This is a genomic window from Noviherbaspirillum aerium, assembly GCF_008929045.1.
GTDB lineage: Bacteria > Pseudomonadota > Gammaproteobacteria > Burkholderiales > Burkholderiaceae_D > Noviherbaspirillum > Noviherbaspirillum aerium.
In genome coordinates, this window is record NZ_VFAH01000037.1 from 34503 (window position 1) to 51102 (window position 16600).

Sequence of the window (16600 nt, forward strand, 5' to 3'; positions counted from 1 at the left end):
ACAAGGACGGCGGGTGACCGCATCACCGGCCCGTCCCGCAATGATCCGATTCCAATGGAGACAGACATGGAGCATGCCAGCTTCCACGGTGCGATACAGGCACGGGCCCGTGCGCGGCCTGCGCACCCGGCTTATGTCGCGCCCGCCCGCACCTGGACCTACGCCGACGTCGATACGACCGCCAATCGCCTTGCCAATGCGCTGCGGGCGCTGGGCATACAGCCGGGAGAGCGGGTTGCCTGCCTGACCCGCCATATCGCCGAATGCACGATTCTCGTGCTGGCGGCGAACAAGATCGGCGCGGTCTATCACGGCGAAGCCCGCTTCATGATGGCCGATGCGGATTTCCTGCCCGTGCTGGCGCCGCTGGAACTGCCGCGGCTGCTGGCCGTCGTCGGCACCCAGGCCGCACCCGGAGCAGAGGGCATGGAAGGCTGGTGCGCCGCTTCGCCCGACAGCGACCCCGGCCACTCCGCCGCATCCGGCGATACCGCGCTCCAGCTGTATTCGCCAGCAACCACCGGCCTGCCCAAGGGCGTGGAACTGTCGCACCGCAACCGGATCGGCGTCTGCGAAACCATCGGCAGCGCCTACGGCTATTCCCTTTCCGAAACCGTCACCTTCAATGCCGCGCCGACCTTCCATATCGGCGGGCTTGGCATGTCCTTCGTCGCCCTGTACGCGGGCAGCATGACGGTGTCCCATCCCGAGTTCGATCCGCCGCGCGTCATCGAGGCGCTCTCCCGGCATCGCGTCACGCATACCTTCATGGTGCCGGCGATGATCCATCTGCTGCTGCAGGTGCCGGGCGTCGACCAGGCCGATTTTTCCTCGCTGCGGGTGATGGGCTACGGCGCGGCGCCGATCACCGAGACCGTGCTGACCGAAGCGATGCGGATCTTCAAATGCGATTTCATCCAGAATTACGGCCTGACCGAAACCACGGGCACCATCGTGGCGCAGCTGCCGGAGGATGACGATCCCGGCGGCCCGCGCGCGCACCTGCTGCGTGCCGCTGGCAAGCCCTGCCCGGGCACCGGCCTGCGCATCGTCGATGCCGCCGGGCGCGATCTGCCGGAAGGCGAGATCGGCGAGGTTTGGATCCGCGCGCCGCAGAACATGATCGGCTACTGGCGCAACGAGAAGGCAACCCGGGAGGCTTACCCGGAGGGCAAGCAGGATGGCATAGGCTGGTTCCGCAGCGGCGACGCCGGCTACCTGCGCGATGGCTATCTCTACATCAAGGACATGATCATCTCCGGCGGCGAGAACATTTATCCGGTCGAGGTGGAGAACGTGGTGGTGCAGCATCCGGCGGTGCTCGATTGCGCGGTGATCGCCGTGCCCGACGATAAATGGGGAGAATGCGTGAAGGCTTGCATCGTGCTGCGGCCCGGCATGCAGGGGCAGGCGAAGGAGCAGGACATCATCGATTTCTGCCGCGAGCGGCTTGCCCATTACAAGTGCCCGCGCAGCATCGACTTCATGGAGGCGCTGCCCCGCAGCCGGCGTTCGCCCGCTCCGGCGGGCGTTTTTTCAAGAGGGCAGCCTGTGGCTGATCACCGTACGGACATGCCACGCCGGCGTCGAAAGAGGGTCATGTCGTTTCGGCGCAGACAGTGTCCTGGTGCTGAATGCGCCCCATGACCTGGCTGACCGCGACTCTCGTGGCGCCGACCATGCGGGCGATTTCCGCATTGCTCAGCCACTTTGCGGTGTCCAGGCCCAGCATGCGGCAATGCCTGAGCAAGGCATGGATGCGTCCCTCGAGATCGCCCCGCATCAGTTCGAGCTGCTGTTCGGCGTGCAGCTGGCGCCGCGCGACATGCGCGGCCACCGCAGCTGAAAACGCAGGATAGGTGTGCATGTACGAATGGAATTTCTCGCGCGGAACCTCGACCATCTGGCAGGGAGTCAGCCCGATGTAGGAGGACGTATCCTCGACGCCGAGCATCGCTGCGGCTTCGCCCAGCATATTCCCCGGACTCAGCAGGGCCACCATCACCTCATGGCGCGGGCGCGTGCGCCGGTCCAGCGGCTGCCGCGCCGGCGCGGCCTGCCGGTGCGTTCCGCCGCGCACGATCTTGACGTATCCCGACAGGATGAAAAGCACCGGCCCCGGACCTGTGCATGCATTCGGAATCACGTCGCCGGCCTCGCAGGAACGCCACCGGACAACGGCGAGCAGTGCCTCCAGTTCATGCAGCGGCAGCTGGGAGAGCGAATTGACGGACCTGAGCGTGGCGAGTGTGGGGCGAGCCATGAGATGTTGCCAATCAATAAACTTCGCATTCCGTCACGGCCATGCGTCATGCCCGCGATGGAAGCAAGCCGAAGAAATCGTGGCTGCGTTTGCCGCCGCATCGGGAGGCAAAGCCAGTTTGCACCACGCAAATCTTACAGACGTAAACTTGTTTACGGTTACAAATATTTACCGTTCGCAATGAAATACAACGATGGAGATAATGGGCTGCGTACATGAAAGGTTCGATCCCAAAAAACGATCTGCCTGTTGAAGCCAACATAGCGATCAAAGGGAGTTAGTAAAATGTCACGTTCGATGACCTTTCAAGTCAATGATTCGTCCACCGGATCCGTCAATCCGCAAGTTTTCATCACCATCACCGAAGCCGACGGCGCGTTGAAGTTCAGCGTCACCCAGCAAGGCGCCATCGTCGGCGACCTGCGCGGCCTGTTCTTCGATCTCAATACGCTGGCCGACGGCGCGCTTGCCAGATCATTGTCCATCAGCGAACAGACTGCCTCCAGTTCACTGAAAGCCGGCGACGACTCCATCAAGGATCTCGGCAACGGCGCAAACATGAACGGGCTGGTGAGCAGCAACGGCGACGGCGGGTTTGACGCCGGCATCGTCATCGGTTCGGCCGGACTCGGCAGCGACGACATCCGTTCCTTCGGCTTCACCCTCAAGAGCTCGAGCCGCTCGCTGACGCTCGACGATTTCGCCAATGTCGATTTCGGCGTTCGCCTGACATCGGTGGGAACCGTCTCCGGCGCACGTGCCGAATCGTCCAAGCTGCTCGAAACCACTGGCTTCGCCGTCGATGCGGTCAACGACAGCGCCACCGTGGCCGGTGCCATGTCCGTGTCGGGCAATCTGCTGAACAACGACGGCCATGCGCTGCAGAATGCACGGATCAGCGGCTGGAGCGACGGCCTGCTGGGGCAGGCGCTGATGCTGAATAACGCCGCGGGCGCCACGCTGACAATCAATGCGGACGGTTCCTACAGCCTGGATGCCACCGCCGCAAGGGGGCTGTCTTCCGGTGAAACCCTGACCTATAAATTTTCCTACAAGCTCACTTCGTCCAGCAGCGGTCAAACCAGTTCGGATTCCGCATTCTTCAACGTGACCGTCGTCGGTGAAAACGATGGCCCCGTCGCGGAAGACGACCAGGCCGGCAGCGTGGACGAGAACGGCGTCCTGGCAGGCAAGGTCGGTGCCAACGACAGTGATGTGGACCGTCTCGACACGCATGCCTGGAGCCTTGACCATGGCACATTCAACGGCCCCGGCGCGCTCGCCTTCGATCGCGACGGCGCATGGTCCTACGATGCCAGCGGCGCGCTCGATTACCTCAGCGAAGGCGAGACCCTGGACCTGTCATTCCTCTATACGATGACCGACAATCACCAGGCATCGGACACGGCGAAGGTGAGCTTCACCGTGATGGGCAGCAATGACGGCCCCGATGCCACCGATGACATCGCCGGCCCGGTCGTGCAGGGCGGGAAGCTGGAGGGCGATGTCAGTGCGAACGACAGCGACGTCGACCGCCTGGATCACCACATCTATACCGCAGATGCGCTCAAGGGCGACGGCTCGCTGGTATTCAACGAAAACGGCAGCTGGTCTTACGACGCGGGTAGCTTCTATGATTACCTCGGCGCCGGCGAATCGGCGACTGTCTCGTTCGCCTACACGATGACCGACAATCACCTGGCATCGGACACGGCAGTGGTTTCCCTTACCGTGCTCGGCAAGAACGACGGTCCGGTGGCTAAGGATGATGACGGCGGCGCCATCAATGAAAACGAAGTTCTGAAGGGTAATGTCACAGCCAACGACAGCGATGTGGACGCGAGCGATTCTCATCTCTGGACGCTCGTGGAATTCACCGGCCCCGGCGAGCTGAAACTGGGTGGAGACGGCGAATGGACCTATGATGCGAAGGGCGCCTTCAACGCGCTCGACGCCGGTGATTTCAGGGATCTGTCATTTGTCTACATGATGACGGATTCGCACCAGGCGTCCGATACCGCCGTGGTAACGTTCCGCGTCAATGGCGTCGGTTCGGCAGTGGTTGTGCCGGAGACTCCGCAAGGCAATCCTGCCAACGGAAACAATGGCAACAATGGAAATAACGGCAATAACGGCAATAACGGCAATAACGGCAATAACGGTAACGGCGGCAACGGCGGCAATGGCGGCCCGAAGGGCAACAATGGGTGGGGCAATGGCGATGACTTGGCGCCCGGCGGTTCCGCAGGCCATAACAATGCTGAAAACAACAGCAACGGAACGACCGTGAAGATTACCGGCAGCAGTCTCTTGCACACCACGGAGATCATTCTCGGTTGATGCATTGATCCTTTGAACGTCGACCGTTCAAACGGCCGGGCAGCTTGAGCCGGCCTTTCACGAAAAACGCCGGCAATCGCATTGCCGGCGTTTTTATTCGTGAGTTTGCTTCTTCAGTATGTTCCGCTCATCCGGCCACCACGGCCAACGCGCCTCCATCCACCGGCAGGAACGTCCCCGAGATATGCTTGCCGGCGTCGCTGGCCAGCAGCATGCGGCGCACGTCGGCATGCCGGATGATGCTCACCGGCGGCCGGGACGCATCCTTGCCGGACGGCCCGATGGGCCGTCCCTGCGGTCTCTGCCGGGCATAGTCGAGGGATGCGAGATAGCCGGCCATGCCGAGCATCGCCGCGCCCATGCCGACTTCGATGCGCATCTCGTTCATCATGTGGAACATCAGCTGCAGCCCTTGCCCGACCTTGCCGACCAGGTAGGCGACCGCGCCGCCCCCGTCCAGATGCCGGCCTTCCCCGAAGTTGAGCAGGGTGTTGACGGTGCCGCGGTTGCCGAGCTTGTGGTTCAGTCCGGCAAGCACGACATCGTTGCGCGTGCCGGTGCGGGTCCCGTCGGCGCCGACCAGGTGGCGCGGCACGATGAACAGGGAAATGCCGCGCGTTCCCGGGCGGATCACGCCGTCTTCGTCGGGCGCCTTGGCCAGCACGGGGTGGCTGATGTTGTCGCTGAGTTCATGTTCGCCGGCCGATATCCACATCTTGGTGCCGCGCAGCCGGTATCGGGGCCCGAGCGGATCGCCGGCGAAGCCCTCTCCATTCGGCATGGCGCGGGTGGCGATGTCGGACAGGCTGGAGCCGGCCTGCGGTTCGGACAGGCACATGGTGCCGAGCGCGCGGCCGGCATGGATGCTGCCCGCAAACACCTGTTTCCGCACTGCGCTGCCATGCGCCATCAGCAGGCTGGCATTGGCGGCGGCGATCATTGGATAGCCGGCCAGCGCATTCGCGGCCAGGGAGAAGAAGGCGTTCGCGGCGCGGTCGACCACATAGGGCAGCTTCTGGCACTTCCGTTTTCTCGACAATTCCGACATGAAGCTCGAAGCGCTGACCACCCACCTGGCGAAGGACATGTCGATCAAGAAGGTCTGCATCATCGCCCAGAACTACGCCTACGGCCAGCAGATCCGCAAGTCGGCGCGGGAGTACCTGGCCAAGAAGCGGCCGGGCATCACCATTGTCGGAGACGACCTCCATCCGATCGGCCAGGTGAAGGATTTCTCGCCGTATATCGCCAAGATCAAGGCGTCCGGCGCGGACGTGGTGCTGATGGGAAACTGGGGTCCCGACTTCACGCTGCTGGTCAAGGCCGCCAAGGAAGCGGGACTGAATACGCCATTGCATGCCTTCTCCGCGATCCAGTACGGCGCGCCTACCCCGGTCGGGGAATCCGGCGTCGGCCGCCTGTTCAGCATCTTCCCCTGGCATGCGAACAATGAAGGTTTCCAGGGCGTCGACTATGTCGATGCCTACAAGAAGAAACACAACGAAGATTTCTTCATCATGTCCAGCCGGACCATTTTCACGATGATGGGCCAGGCCATTCGCAACACGAAATCCGTCGATCCGGTCAAGGTGGCGTTTGCGCTGGAAGGCATGAAGATAGACGGACCGGTCGGCCAGATCGAGATGCGCAAGGAAGACCACCAGGTGCAGCAGCCCCTTTACCTGCTGAGCTGGGACAAGGTCAATGGCAAGGACGTGAAATACGATATGGAAAATACCGGCTTCGAATGGAAGACCGTGAAAAAGATCGATGCCTATGTTGCCGCGCAACCGACTTCCTGCCAGATGAAACGGCCGGCGCGATCATAGGCGCGGGCACAGGCGGCAACACGTTCCAGCAAGGAGCAACGATGATTCCCGAAGACAGCGCAGCGTTTGCAATGCGGCTCGAATCCCATTTCGGCGACCGTGTGGTCCGCTGCTTCAGCGACCGGCCCGGGAGCGTGCATGCCATGTTCAGGGAAACGGTAAAGCGCCGGGGCGGGCAGGAAGCGCTCGTCTGTGGATCAACACGCATGACCTGGGACGAGTTGCATGATGCCGCGATGCGCTTCGGCGCGGGCCTGAAGGAACGAGGCGTCCGCCAGGGCGAGCGCGTGGTCCTGCTGCTTGGCAACCGGACGGAATTCGTCATCGCCGCACTCGGGGTAATGGCGATCGGGGCGATCATCGTGCCTGTCAGCACGCGGGAAAAGACGCCGGGCCTGACCTATCTGTTCAATCATTGCGGCGCGGTGGCGGTCGTCCACGATGGCGCGCTGGGCGGCCTGCTGCCCGCCGCCACCCATGCGCCCGCGGTCCGGCTGCGCATTGCCGCCGACCCGTTCGCGGGCTCGGAAGATTTTTCCGGTTTGCTGCGTTCCATTCCCCTGGACAATGCGGCATCGGTGGAGGAAGAGGACGTCGCGGCAATTCTCTACACCTCCGGCACGACCGGCAAGCCCAAGGGGGCGATGCTGACCCATTTCAACATTGTCCACTCGGCCATGCATTACGAACTTGTGATGGGGCTGAATGCGCAGGACCGGGCGGCGGTGGTAGTGCCGCTCAGCCATGTCACCGGCCTCGTGGCGCTGATGCTGGCCACGGTACGCTGCGGCGGCGCGCTGATCGTGGTGCCGGAATTCCGCGCGCCGGATTTCCTGCAGCTTGCTTCGCAGGAGCGCATGTCCATGACCATCATGGTGCCGGCGATGTACAACCTGTGCCTGATGCAGGAAGACATCGGCAGGCATGACCTGTCGGCATGGAGAATCGGCGGCTATGGCGGCGCACCGATGCCGCTGGCAACGATTCGGTCGATGGCGCAGGCATTCCCGGATCTCACCCTGATCAATGCCTATGGCGCGACCGAGACGACCTCGCCCGCGACCATGACCTTGCCCGGCGATGCCGGCACGCGCGGCGAAAGCGTGGGGAAGGCGGTGCCATGCGGAGAGATCCTGATCGTCGATGAAGCCGGCCGGGAACTGCCGTGCGGAGAGGCCGGAGAAGTCTGGCTGCGCGGCCCGATGGTTGTCAAGGGCTATTGGGACAATCCGGCCGCGACCGCGTCGAATTTCACCGGCGGCTTCTGGCATAGCGGCGATATCGGCAGCCTGGACAGGGATGGATACCTGTCGGTATTCGACCGACGGAAGGACATGCTCAATCGCGGCGGCTACAAGATCTATAGCGTCGAGGTGGAGAACGTGCTGGTTGCCCATCCCGCAGTCATCGAAGCTGCGGTTGTCGGCAAGCCTTGCCCCGTTCTCGGGGAACGTGTCCATGTCTTCGTATCCATAGCCTCCGCGGTCAGTGAACGGGAACTGGCGTCATTCTGCGCACAGCGTCTGGCCGATTACAAGGTTCCGGAAAGCTTCACGATCCAGTCGGAAGCCTTGCCGCGCAATCCGAATGGCAAACTGCTCAAGCGCGAACTCCGCGACAGGATAGTGCCGCCTGACGCGTAATCTCGACGCGCGGCGATGGCAGGGCAGGAAACACCCGGCATGGTGCATCCCGACTGATCAAGGTCGCGGCCGGAGAATGGCTGTTAGGCGTACTCCGGCCGGGGTGAAACCGTTCCAGTGCGATGCACCCGATCAGCAACCCGCGGTGCAATTGGCTGCCGCGTCGAACTCCATGGTCTTTCCCGATAGCGGGATATGCACCGGCACCTTGACGGCCTTCATGAACGTTTCGGTTTTGCTGCCGGCACGCACTTTGCCGCCCACTGTCCCGACTTCGTTGGCGTGCGAGGCAATCACCGCAGCGGGCTTGACCAGGTTGTTGATCACATAGGAAGCTTCGCCCGGACCCGTCGTGAAGCCGTCGCCGATGTTCATGACCGCCAGCTTGGCGTTATAGTGATTGCGAACGACCAGCTCCTGGTCCGCCATGATGCCGGTATCTCCAGAGAGATAGGTGACAAGCCCGTTGCTGAACTTCAGGATATAGCCGGTTGCCGGCCCCACGGCGCCAGCGATCCCGGCTTCCTTCATGGCCTTGCCGATGACGCCGCCAAAGTAGTCGGGATCCAGCCCATTGCTATGCAGTGCCGCCACGGTGGCGATGCGCACGCCATTGATGGTGACGCTGCCGCCAAACCGGGCCAGTACCGAATTGGCGGGATCACCGCCATTGGCCTTGAGCTTTTCGGCAAAGAAGGGCGGCATTTCGCTGCCGGTGACGATCTTCGCTTTCTTGGCCAGCGCAATATTGACCGCGCTCGAATTCGGCATGGCCGACACTGACATGTCGGGAGCTGCGCAGCTTCCCGAGTTCGGCGCCTTGGCATGCGCATTCCCGACGTGGTCGCCGTGCATGTGGCTGACGAGGATGATGTCGATCTTGCCCAGGCGGGGATCGTCCGCGCCGGCGACGGTGCGGCCCGGGTCGTAGAGAATGCGTGTTCCGTTGGGGTCCTCGAAGACGAGAGCCCGGTCCTGCGCACAGAATTCGCCGTCAATGCCGCCAAGCGGCGTCACCTTCACGGTTGCCGGGCGCGCCTGGTTCGAGTTCTGGGCTGGTGCCTGTGGCTGTGTTGAACAAGCTACGGTCGTGCTTAAGGCCGCCCAGGCGGCAAGCCAAGTCAGATGACGCATAAAGTCTCCCTGTTGTTAAGTGACACGATAAGGCTGGAAAGAGTCTGGAAATATTGAGCTGCAGATATCGGCCAGTCAGGTCTGCCGGATGCATGTCGTTTAGCGACTCGCCGTGGGTGCAACCGCAGCGCCTTCGATACGATGCTTGCTCAACGCGTTGGCAACAAAGCCCGACGCCTTCATTTCTTCAATAAACTGCCTGAGGTATGTTGCCCCGACTGGACGCCCCTTCGGCGTGGCCATGGCCTGATTGATGACCATGAACCGTCCATCAAGCAGCCGAAGTCCGGGAATGCGCTTGCCATCGGCCTCAAGCTGCTGCTTGACGCCGGCCGCCACTTCCAGGGAATCCCTTACCATCGTATCCACTACCAGTGGAGAGGTCGGCGCCCGTACGATCTGGGCATTTTTGATTTCACGCGAGAGATAAAGGTCGTAGGCGCTGCCGGCACCGACTACGATACGCGTGCCGGCCCTGTCGACATCCGCATTACTCTTGATCGGCGATGCTTGCGGCACCATGTAGGCGCCTTCGATGATCACGTAGGGATCCGTATAGTCCATGTCCATTGCCCGCTTGGGATCGATCGCCACGAATCCAATGTCCCATTCCTTCGACTTGGCTCCTTCCACGACCTTGCCCGCGGCCGAATAGGTCACCAGTTCGACCGGCACGCCAAGTCTTTTCCCCAGTTCTTGCGCAAGATCCACCGAAACGCCGCGCGCTTGTCCGGTGGCCGGATCTTTAACCGCCAGGATTGGATTGCCGAAATTGATCGCTGCGCGCAGCGTTCCGGATGGCGCCAGTTCGGCGGCTGCGGCCTTGGAGGAATCCGGACCTGAAGGCATGGAACTGCACGCGGCGAGCAAGACGGCAAGCGAAAATGCGCCTATTGCACGGGCAGCTCGTTTCACTGGACGTCCGTCGGTAAGCCGGCCGGCTCTGGAAGATCGATCCGGTGCCTTTGTTGTTGGAATTATCACAATTGTCTCCTGGTTTCTCAGCTCGTTGGCATAACAAGCTGTTGCCTTGTTTTAAACAAAAGTCTAACCCAATTGTAGATTTCGAACCGTCTTGTTCATGATTAACGGGAGGGCAAGAAAAAATCCGGCCTCGGTCTCTCCAGCGGGTCGCGCAAATCGTAAAGTCGTAAAGCCCTACAGATGATGAGCTCGGAACCGCGCTTCTTCCTCTCGGCGAGCTGGTTGCCTTCAATGCTCTCGCACGGTTCGTCATCGTTGACTTCCAGCTCGGAAACCTTGGGAGCAAGCATGGATTCCTGAACCTCGCGATCAGGGCCAGGCGTGGACTCCATGTGATGCAAGAGAACCTGTTCGCCATAAGCAAGCCGGAGGACCTTGCACCCGCGGATCAGCCGCTGCGGCCAATCGTATCTTTAGGTAGAGTGCCCATCTGTCAAAAATGCCGGTATAGTCTCGCTCTGCCTTTTCTCATTCCATAATGTCCATCATCGTTCGTTTGCTTGTTGTGCTCTGTTATGCCGTGTTGTTCGCAACGTCTGCCATGGCCGACAGCGGGCAGGAGCCTGCCATTGCCAATGAACGCGCCGTGGCTTTCTGCGGCGGCAATCAAGAATGCGAAGCGACGATGCGCAAGCGCGAAATGCTGGCGGCCGAAAAGCGGCAGCAGATGGAAGCGGCAGACAGGGCTTTGAAAGACTCCGATCCGGCCAGTTATTATTTGACGCTTCTAGGCAGGTTCGCAATGGCTGTCGCTTTCATTGGCGGTGCGGCCGGTCTCTACGTGTTTGCCATGCACCTGTTGTTTGGTAAAAAGAAGCGCGCCGCAAAAAACAAGACCGGTTCGGACGGGATATAACGATTCTGAGTTATTCCATTACAGATGAAACCGGGGCGTCAGGCAAGGTCGAGGTGGCAAATCAGCCGTTCATGGCGTGGGTATGGATAACGAGTGCAGTGCGGTCAGGCAGAATAAACGCGAGCTCATGCGATGGAGCGGCTTGAGATTGGTATAAGAAGCACATTCCTGCCTTCTGTCCCACGCCTGATCCGACATCTCCAGTTTATCGACGTTGAAGTGCAGTGAAGCAGAAGCGTTGCCAGCTCAACCCCGGAAAGCCGACCGCACGAATCTGTTCATGAGGGTGATGGCCCATTGGTCGATTCAGCGCCGATGGCGTTGACGCGGAACGCGGGAGAGCCTCCTGGCATGCGGATACGTACGCCGCCTGTCGAAATGAGAGGCGGCATCCAGCGACACCAAGCGGTACACAAAGCACATTTGCACTGCAAAGACGATCGGCACGACCATGCAGCATCCGCATGCGGCCGCGCAGGTCTTTATTTCCTGGCCTTGCCGGGCCGTTTAGGCGGTGTGGCGGAGCGAGCCTTGCTGCGCCGCTCGTAGAGGGTCTTTGCATCTTGTACCGCCCGCTCCTGGGTTCGCATCTCGGGCCGATCGTCGTGCAAGCTGAAGTAATCCGCCGCTTGCGCACGTACGACTTCGCTGATGGCATCTTCGTCGCTCATATCGTACATCTCGGTCAGGAGCGTCGTAACTTCATCGAGATAGTCTTCGTATGTCATTGCCATGGCTGCAAGGGAAAGTGATGTGGGCGTGTAGCATACAGTATAGGAGGCGCCTTGTTTCCGGTGCGGTGCAGTCAAATCCTTGCTGCTGCGGGATTGCTGGCATCACTTTCCAGAACGCACCTCGGCGAGGGCGATGGTCAGATGCTGCACCTTCAGCTTGAGCTGGTCGCGTTCCTTGGTCAGTTCATCCACCAATAGCTGCAGACGATGGATGGCCAGTTGGTCCGGCGTTGCGTCTTCGGGAGGCGGCTCCGCCACTGGCGTCGGCCTCGCAGGCTGGCGCGCTTCACGCACTTGCCTGGCGGTCTTGCGCAATTCCTTCTTGCCGCCGGCAACCGCTTCGACCTGCTTTTCAACCGGCAGGGAAGCAACCGTAGCCGCTGCGTTGATTGAAATGATCCCTGCCTTCACCGCACCGACGAGTTCAGGAGCGGCCGTCTTCTGTATCTTCTCGATCTGGCCCAGTGTTGCACTGCTGACTCGGGCGGTGCGCGCGACAGCCTCGCGGGTCAACGGCGGACCGGCTTTGGTCGGTGCGGCAATTTCCGGCTGCGCCGCTTCCGCAGGTTCCGGTGCTTCGGGCACATGCGCCGGCGTCTGGCGGGCGGAAAGGATTTCCTTTTTTCGCAATGCAAGCACGCCGCGCTGGAAATCGGATACGCTTCTGCGCCCCAGATGATTGTCGATCATCCACAGGTGCACATCCTCCATGGTCTTGAAGTTCTTGCTCTGCACCGTGTTGAACGGTATGCCATGCTTCTGGCATATCCCGTATCGGTTGTGACCATCCACCAGCAGATCGCCCCACAGCACCAGCGCATCACGGCATCCCTCGGCGAGCAGGCTGCGTTCCAGCGCATCGTATTCATTTTCAGTCAGCGGGTCGATATAGGCCCGCAGCTCTTCACTGATCGTAATCGTCATGGACAAGCCAAAATAGAAAATAGTGGCAGTAGTTTACACAACGAAAGCCGGTGAGGGCGCTCAATGCGGTCCCGCTTCATTGATGCTGGCGCAACGTTGTCAAATCCGTCACATAGTTTGGCCGGGTGTTCCGGAGGCATTCGGAAGTGGAGAAAACAGGACCTTCTCAAGACAGGCTATGCGGAAGCACTCTTTTCAGAAAAGGAGCAGTCCGGCTCCGCGGCGCCGCAGCGACTTTTGCAGGCGGACCTGCCGCGACCACCTTGCCGCCTTCATCGCCGGCACCCGGGCCGATGTCGATGACCCAGTCGCTCGCCGCAAGTACCCGCATATCGTGTTCGACGACGATTACCGTGTTGCCGGACTCCACCAGTCGGTCGAGCTGGAGGATCAGTTTGTCGACATCGGCCGGATGCAATCCGGTCGTAGGCTCGTCCAGAACATATAGCGTATTGCCGCGCGAGGCACGCTGCAGTTCGGTCGCGAGCTTGATGCGCTGGGCCTCTCCGCCCGACAGTTCGGTGGCCGGCTGACCAAGGCGCAAGTACCCCAGTCCGACTTCGCGCAGCGTATTCAAGGGGCGCTGGATCGACAATTCGTCGGCAAAAAAATCGTATGCCGCGTCCACCGTCATCGCCAAGACGTCCGCAATGCTCTTGTCGCGGTACTTGATTTCCAGCGTCTTGGCATTGAAACGCGTTCCATGACAGACAGGACAGGGCGCATACACGCTTGGCAGGAAAAGCAGTTCGACCATGACGAAGCCTTCGCCTTCGCAGTTGTCGCATCGTCCCTTTGCCACGTTGAAGGAAAACCTGCCGGCGTCATAGTGACGCGCGCGTGCCGAGCGTGTCGAGGCGAATAGCTTGCGGACATGATCGAACAGTCCGGTATAGGTCGCGAGATTGGAGCGGGGCGTCCGTCCGATGGGCTTCTGATCGACCTTGACCAGACGCCTGATGCTGTCCATGCCATCCGTTATCTTGCCGTCTGCGGTGACCGGAAGCGCCTCTTCCAAAGGATCGCTTTCTTCCGATTCGCGCATGCTTTCATGTCCCAGCTCTGCGGCGACCAGGTCGACCAGAACCTGGCTGACCAGACTGGATTTGCCGGAGCCCGAAACTCCGCTGACGCTGGTGAGGACGCCCAGGGGAAAAGCGACATCGAGCTTGTCAAGATTGTTGCGGCTCACCCCGGACAGCCGCAGCCAGCCCGCGGGTGCGCGAACTGCGCGCAGGGCAGGGGAGTCTTCGCCGAAGAGATACCGCCGTGTATGCGATGCACCTATTTCCGCCAAACCTTTCGGGGGGCCGCTGTACAGGATGTGGCCGCCGCGTTCGCCCGCCTCCGGCCCGACATCGACAATCCAGTCGGCATGACGGATGACCCCGAGTGCATGCTCCACCACGAACAGGGTATTTCCGGCTTGCTTCAACCGGTCGAGCGCTTCGAGCAGCGCCTGCGTATCCGCCGGATGCAGTCCGGCCGAGGGTTCGTCCAGCACATACACCACACCGAACAGACTGGAGTGCACCTGGGTCGCAAGCCGCAAGCGCTGCAATTCTCCAGGCGACAGGGTTGGCGTGCTCCTTTCCAGATTCAGATAGCCCAGTCCCATTGCAAGCAGGACGGCAAGGCGGGCGCAAAGGTCTGCCGCGATGCGCTGGGTGACAATCGCCTTTTCGGGGCTCCTTGCAGCCATTTTTTCCCAGCCCGGGGCTTTTCCCTCTGCGTACGCGCTGAGCAGCGTAGCCAGATTCTTGAGCGGCACTCTGGAAAACTCCGCTATATCGTATCCGGCGAAGGTGACGGAAAGCGATTCGGGCCGAAGCCGCTTGCCTTTGCACAGGGGGCACTCATTGCCCACCATGTACTGAGACACCCGCTTCTTCATCGAGGGGCTTTCCGTGTTGGCGAAGGTATCCAGCACATACTTTCTGGCGCCGGTGAAGGTCCCCTGGTAACTTGGCGTTTCCTTGCGCTTCAGGGCGCGGCGCACTTCCTCCAGGCTGAACCCCGCAAACACCGGCACGACAGGCTGTTCCTCCGTGAAGAGTATCCAGTCACGATCCTTTTTTGACAGTTCACGCCAGGGGCGATCGATGTCGAAGCCAAGGGTGGTCAGGATGTCCCGCAGGTTCTGGCCATGCCAGGCGGTAGGCCACGCCGCGACCGCCCGTTCGCGTATGGTCAGCGAATCGTCCGGCACCATCGATTTCTCCGTGACTTCATACACCCGGCCAAGGCCATGGCAGGTCGGGCAGGCCCCTTCCGGCGTATTCGGCGAAAACGATTCAGCGTAGAGGAGCTCTTGCCCCTTGGGATAGTCGCCGGCGCGCGAGTACAGCATGCGCAGCGAGTTCGACAGGGTGGTGACGCTGCCCACGGAAGACCGGGTCGTGGGAGCGCCGCGTTGCTGCTGCAGGGCTATGGCGGGAGGCAGTCCGTCAATGCTGTCGACCTCCGGGACAGGCATCTGATGGAAAAGCCGACGGGCGTACGGCGAGACGGATTCGAGGTAACGCCTTTGCGCTTCGGCGTAAAGGGTACCGAAGGCCAGGGACGACTTGCCCGAACCAGAAATGCCGGTAAAGACGACGAGCGAGTTTCTGGGAATGTCGAGATCGATATCCTTGAGGTTATGTTCGCGAGCCCCGCGGACATGGACGAAGCCGGTGACCTCGCTTCCCGAAGGCGGTACGTCAAGTTGATTATCCTTTTTACGCATTCACGTTAATCCCGATGCCGATGGTTTGCGCGAGCTCGACGCCGCAGCAGATGGATCCGCGGATGAGCGATACGGCCCAAGCGAGGCGTGCATTTTCATATAAGAATGGCAATATTATTAATAGGACCGGGAAAGCAATGCATTAGTTCGCATCGATACTGTCGACCGAGTACGGGAGAAGATGGCGGGCGTATGGTCGCCTCGCCTCGGCCTGCCTGGTGCGCATCGCAGCGTTGCCCGCCGCTTGCGGGGTTCTCCGTACGGCATGCCTTAAGCTTGCGCATTGCATTCCAAGGTTGTCGGCAGGCCGTCCTGGCAAAAATGGAGTGAGCTATGCCTCGGGCCGTGTTTGCCAAGCTGCTGTCTTGGGCGGGGGCGGAGACGCGTCTGCGGGGTTTGGCGTACGTCGGGAAGCATGCGCTCCCGCTCTTTAACTTAACGCAACACCGAACCGCTCGCGGCACTTATCAAACACTGCATGGTGCAGACAGGAGACGAGCTGCCACACCGATGCAGCTTCTGGAGCGCTCTGAAGTGAATTTCTATTCTCTTTTCCCAAGGTAAGGGACTAATTTTTATAGAAACTTGTTCAAATAGGAACGATATTTCAATGAAATATTCTTGAAGTAAAACTACCTTCTTATTCACAAGTTATGTAAAGATACCATCAGAAACATTCTTTAATACTGCTCAAGTAATAATACGTTCGATTCATGCGCAAACTAACTCGAAGAGTGGAACCTATGCCCTCTGTGTACGCTAGCTAATCCAAGTAGCGTTATTGGTAGTGCTCCGCCGACTCAGTTAGAAAGATTACCAACACATCAATTTGCTGACATGCCTGAATGAACATGTCGATGGTGCAGGTGTTGCCTGTGCCAAGTCCGATAAACTGTCTTGTGCAATGCTTTTAGCCGCCTACTGTTGGCAATGATCTCTCGATTATTTAGCGCTGTTCGGCTTTCTCTGACGCGATAGTCAATTGCCAAGTCAAGCAGCGCTCTATCGCGTCCAATTCTTATGGGGTGCTTTCGTTTTTACTGCATGTATGGACCCGACACCTTTTGCAAGGCCTCGAATGACGAAAAAGCGGTCTGCATGCATGTATACGGCTAGCTTGTTGGGCCATGTCGATACGCTGCCCGCAGCCTTGATGAGATCCGCG

The 16600-nt window shown here is 60.3% G+C and carries 12 protein-coding genes and 1 pseudogene; 5 read left to right on the forward strand and 8 right to left on the reverse strand.

Going from position 1 to position 16600, the window contains the following annotated elements; all coding sequences use genetic code 11:
• The first annotated feature begins 66 nt into the window (after positions 1-66).
• Complete coding sequence (locus FH061_RS28215) at positions 67-1647, forward strand: AMP-binding protein (RefSeq protein ID WP_192805305.1); 1581 nt, start codon at positions 67-69, stop codon at positions 1645-1647.
• Here the strand turns inward: FH061_RS28215 and FH061_RS28220 are convergent.
• Entirely contained in the window at positions 1598-2263 is a 666-nt protein-coding gene (locus FH061_RS28220; RefSeq protein WP_151639179.1) for a Crp/Fnr family transcriptional regulator, read from the reverse strand. The two genes, FH061_RS28215 and FH061_RS28220, sit on opposite strands and share 50 nt — an antisense overlap.
• A 285-nt stretch (positions 2264-2548) precedes the next feature.
• On the opposite strand from FH061_RS28220, the gene FH061_RS28225 reads away from it, so the two are divergent.
• Positions 2549-4603, forward strand: a complete 2055-nt coding sequence (locus FH061_RS28225) for an Ig-like domain-containing protein (RefSeq protein WP_151639163.1) — start codon at positions 2549-2551, stop codon at positions 4601-4603.
• A 202-nt stretch (positions 4604-4805) separates the two neighbouring features.
• Here FH061_RS28225 and FH061_RS28230 read toward each other — a convergent pair.
• Positions 4806-5618: pseudogene (locus FH061_RS28230) on the reverse strand (acyl-CoA dehydrogenase); the annotation flags it as partial.
• Between the two features lie 31 nt (positions 5619-5649).
• Here FH061_RS28230 and FH061_RS28235 point away from each other — a divergent pair.
• Both FH061_RS28235 and FH061_RS28240 read left to right on the forward strand, forming a co-directional pair.
• A complete protein-coding gene (locus FH061_RS28235) occupies positions 5650-6432 on the forward strand; it encodes an ABC transporter substrate-binding protein (RefSeq protein WP_151639165.1) in 783 nt (260 codons plus the stop codon).
• Positions 6433-6473: 41 nt separating this feature from the next.
• A complete protein-coding gene (locus FH061_RS28240; protein WP_151639166.1) occupies positions 6474-8075 on the forward strand; it encodes a class I adenylate-forming enzyme family protein in 1602 nt (533 codons plus the stop codon).
• Positions 8076-8207: 132 nt separating this feature from the next.
• On the opposite strand, the gene FH061_RS28245 is transcribed toward FH061_RS28240, so the two are convergent.
• From FH061_RS28245 to FH061_RS28255, 3 genes are all read right to left on the reverse strand, one after another.
• Positions 8208-9209, reverse strand: coding sequence for an MBL fold metallo-hydrolase (locus tag FH061_RS28245; protein WP_151639167.1), 1002 nt, complete (start codon positions 9207-9209; stop codon positions 8208-8210).
• Positions 9210-9308: 99 nt separating this feature from the next.
• The gene (locus tag FH061_RS28250) at positions 9309-10058 is read right to left on the reverse strand and encodes an ABC transporter substrate-binding protein (protein ID WP_151639168.1); all 750 of its coding nucleotides are present in this window, start codon (positions 10056-10058) and stop codon (positions 9309-9311) included.
• 236 nt (positions 10059-10294) lie between these two features.
• Positions 10295-10483, reverse strand: a complete 189-nt coding sequence (locus FH061_RS28255) for a hypothetical protein (protein ID WP_151639169.1) — start codon at positions 10481-10483, stop codon at positions 10295-10297.
• Between the two features lie 188 nt (positions 10484-10671).
• Here FH061_RS28255 and FH061_RS28260 point away from each other — a divergent pair, with 188 nt between their 5' ends.
• Entirely contained in the window at positions 10672-11049 is a 378-nt protein-coding gene (locus FH061_RS28260) for a hypothetical protein (RefSeq protein ID WP_151639170.1), read from the forward strand.
• A gap of 482 nt (positions 11050-11531) precedes the next feature.
• Here FH061_RS28260 and FH061_RS28265 read toward each other — a convergent pair whose 3' ends face one another.
• The 3 genes from FH061_RS28265 to uvrA form a co-directional block, all read right to left on the reverse strand.
• Positions 11532-11777, reverse strand: a complete 246-nt coding sequence (locus tag FH061_RS28265; protein ID WP_151639171.1) for a hypothetical protein — start codon at positions 11775-11777, stop codon at positions 11532-11534.
• Positions 11778-11885: 108 nt separating this feature from the next.
• Positions 11886-12707, reverse strand: a complete 822-nt coding sequence (locus FH061_RS28270) for a ParB N-terminal domain-containing protein (RefSeq protein ID WP_151639172.1) — start codon at positions 12705-12707, stop codon at positions 11886-11888.
• Between the two features lie 166 nt (positions 12708-12873).
• On the reverse strand, positions 12874-15435 hold the full coding sequence (gene uvrA / locus FH061_RS28275; protein WP_151639173.1) for an excinuclease ABC subunit UvrA: 2562 nt from the start codon (positions 15433-15435) through the stop codon (positions 12874-12876).
• Between the last annotated feature and the right edge of the window lie 1165 nt (positions 15436-16600).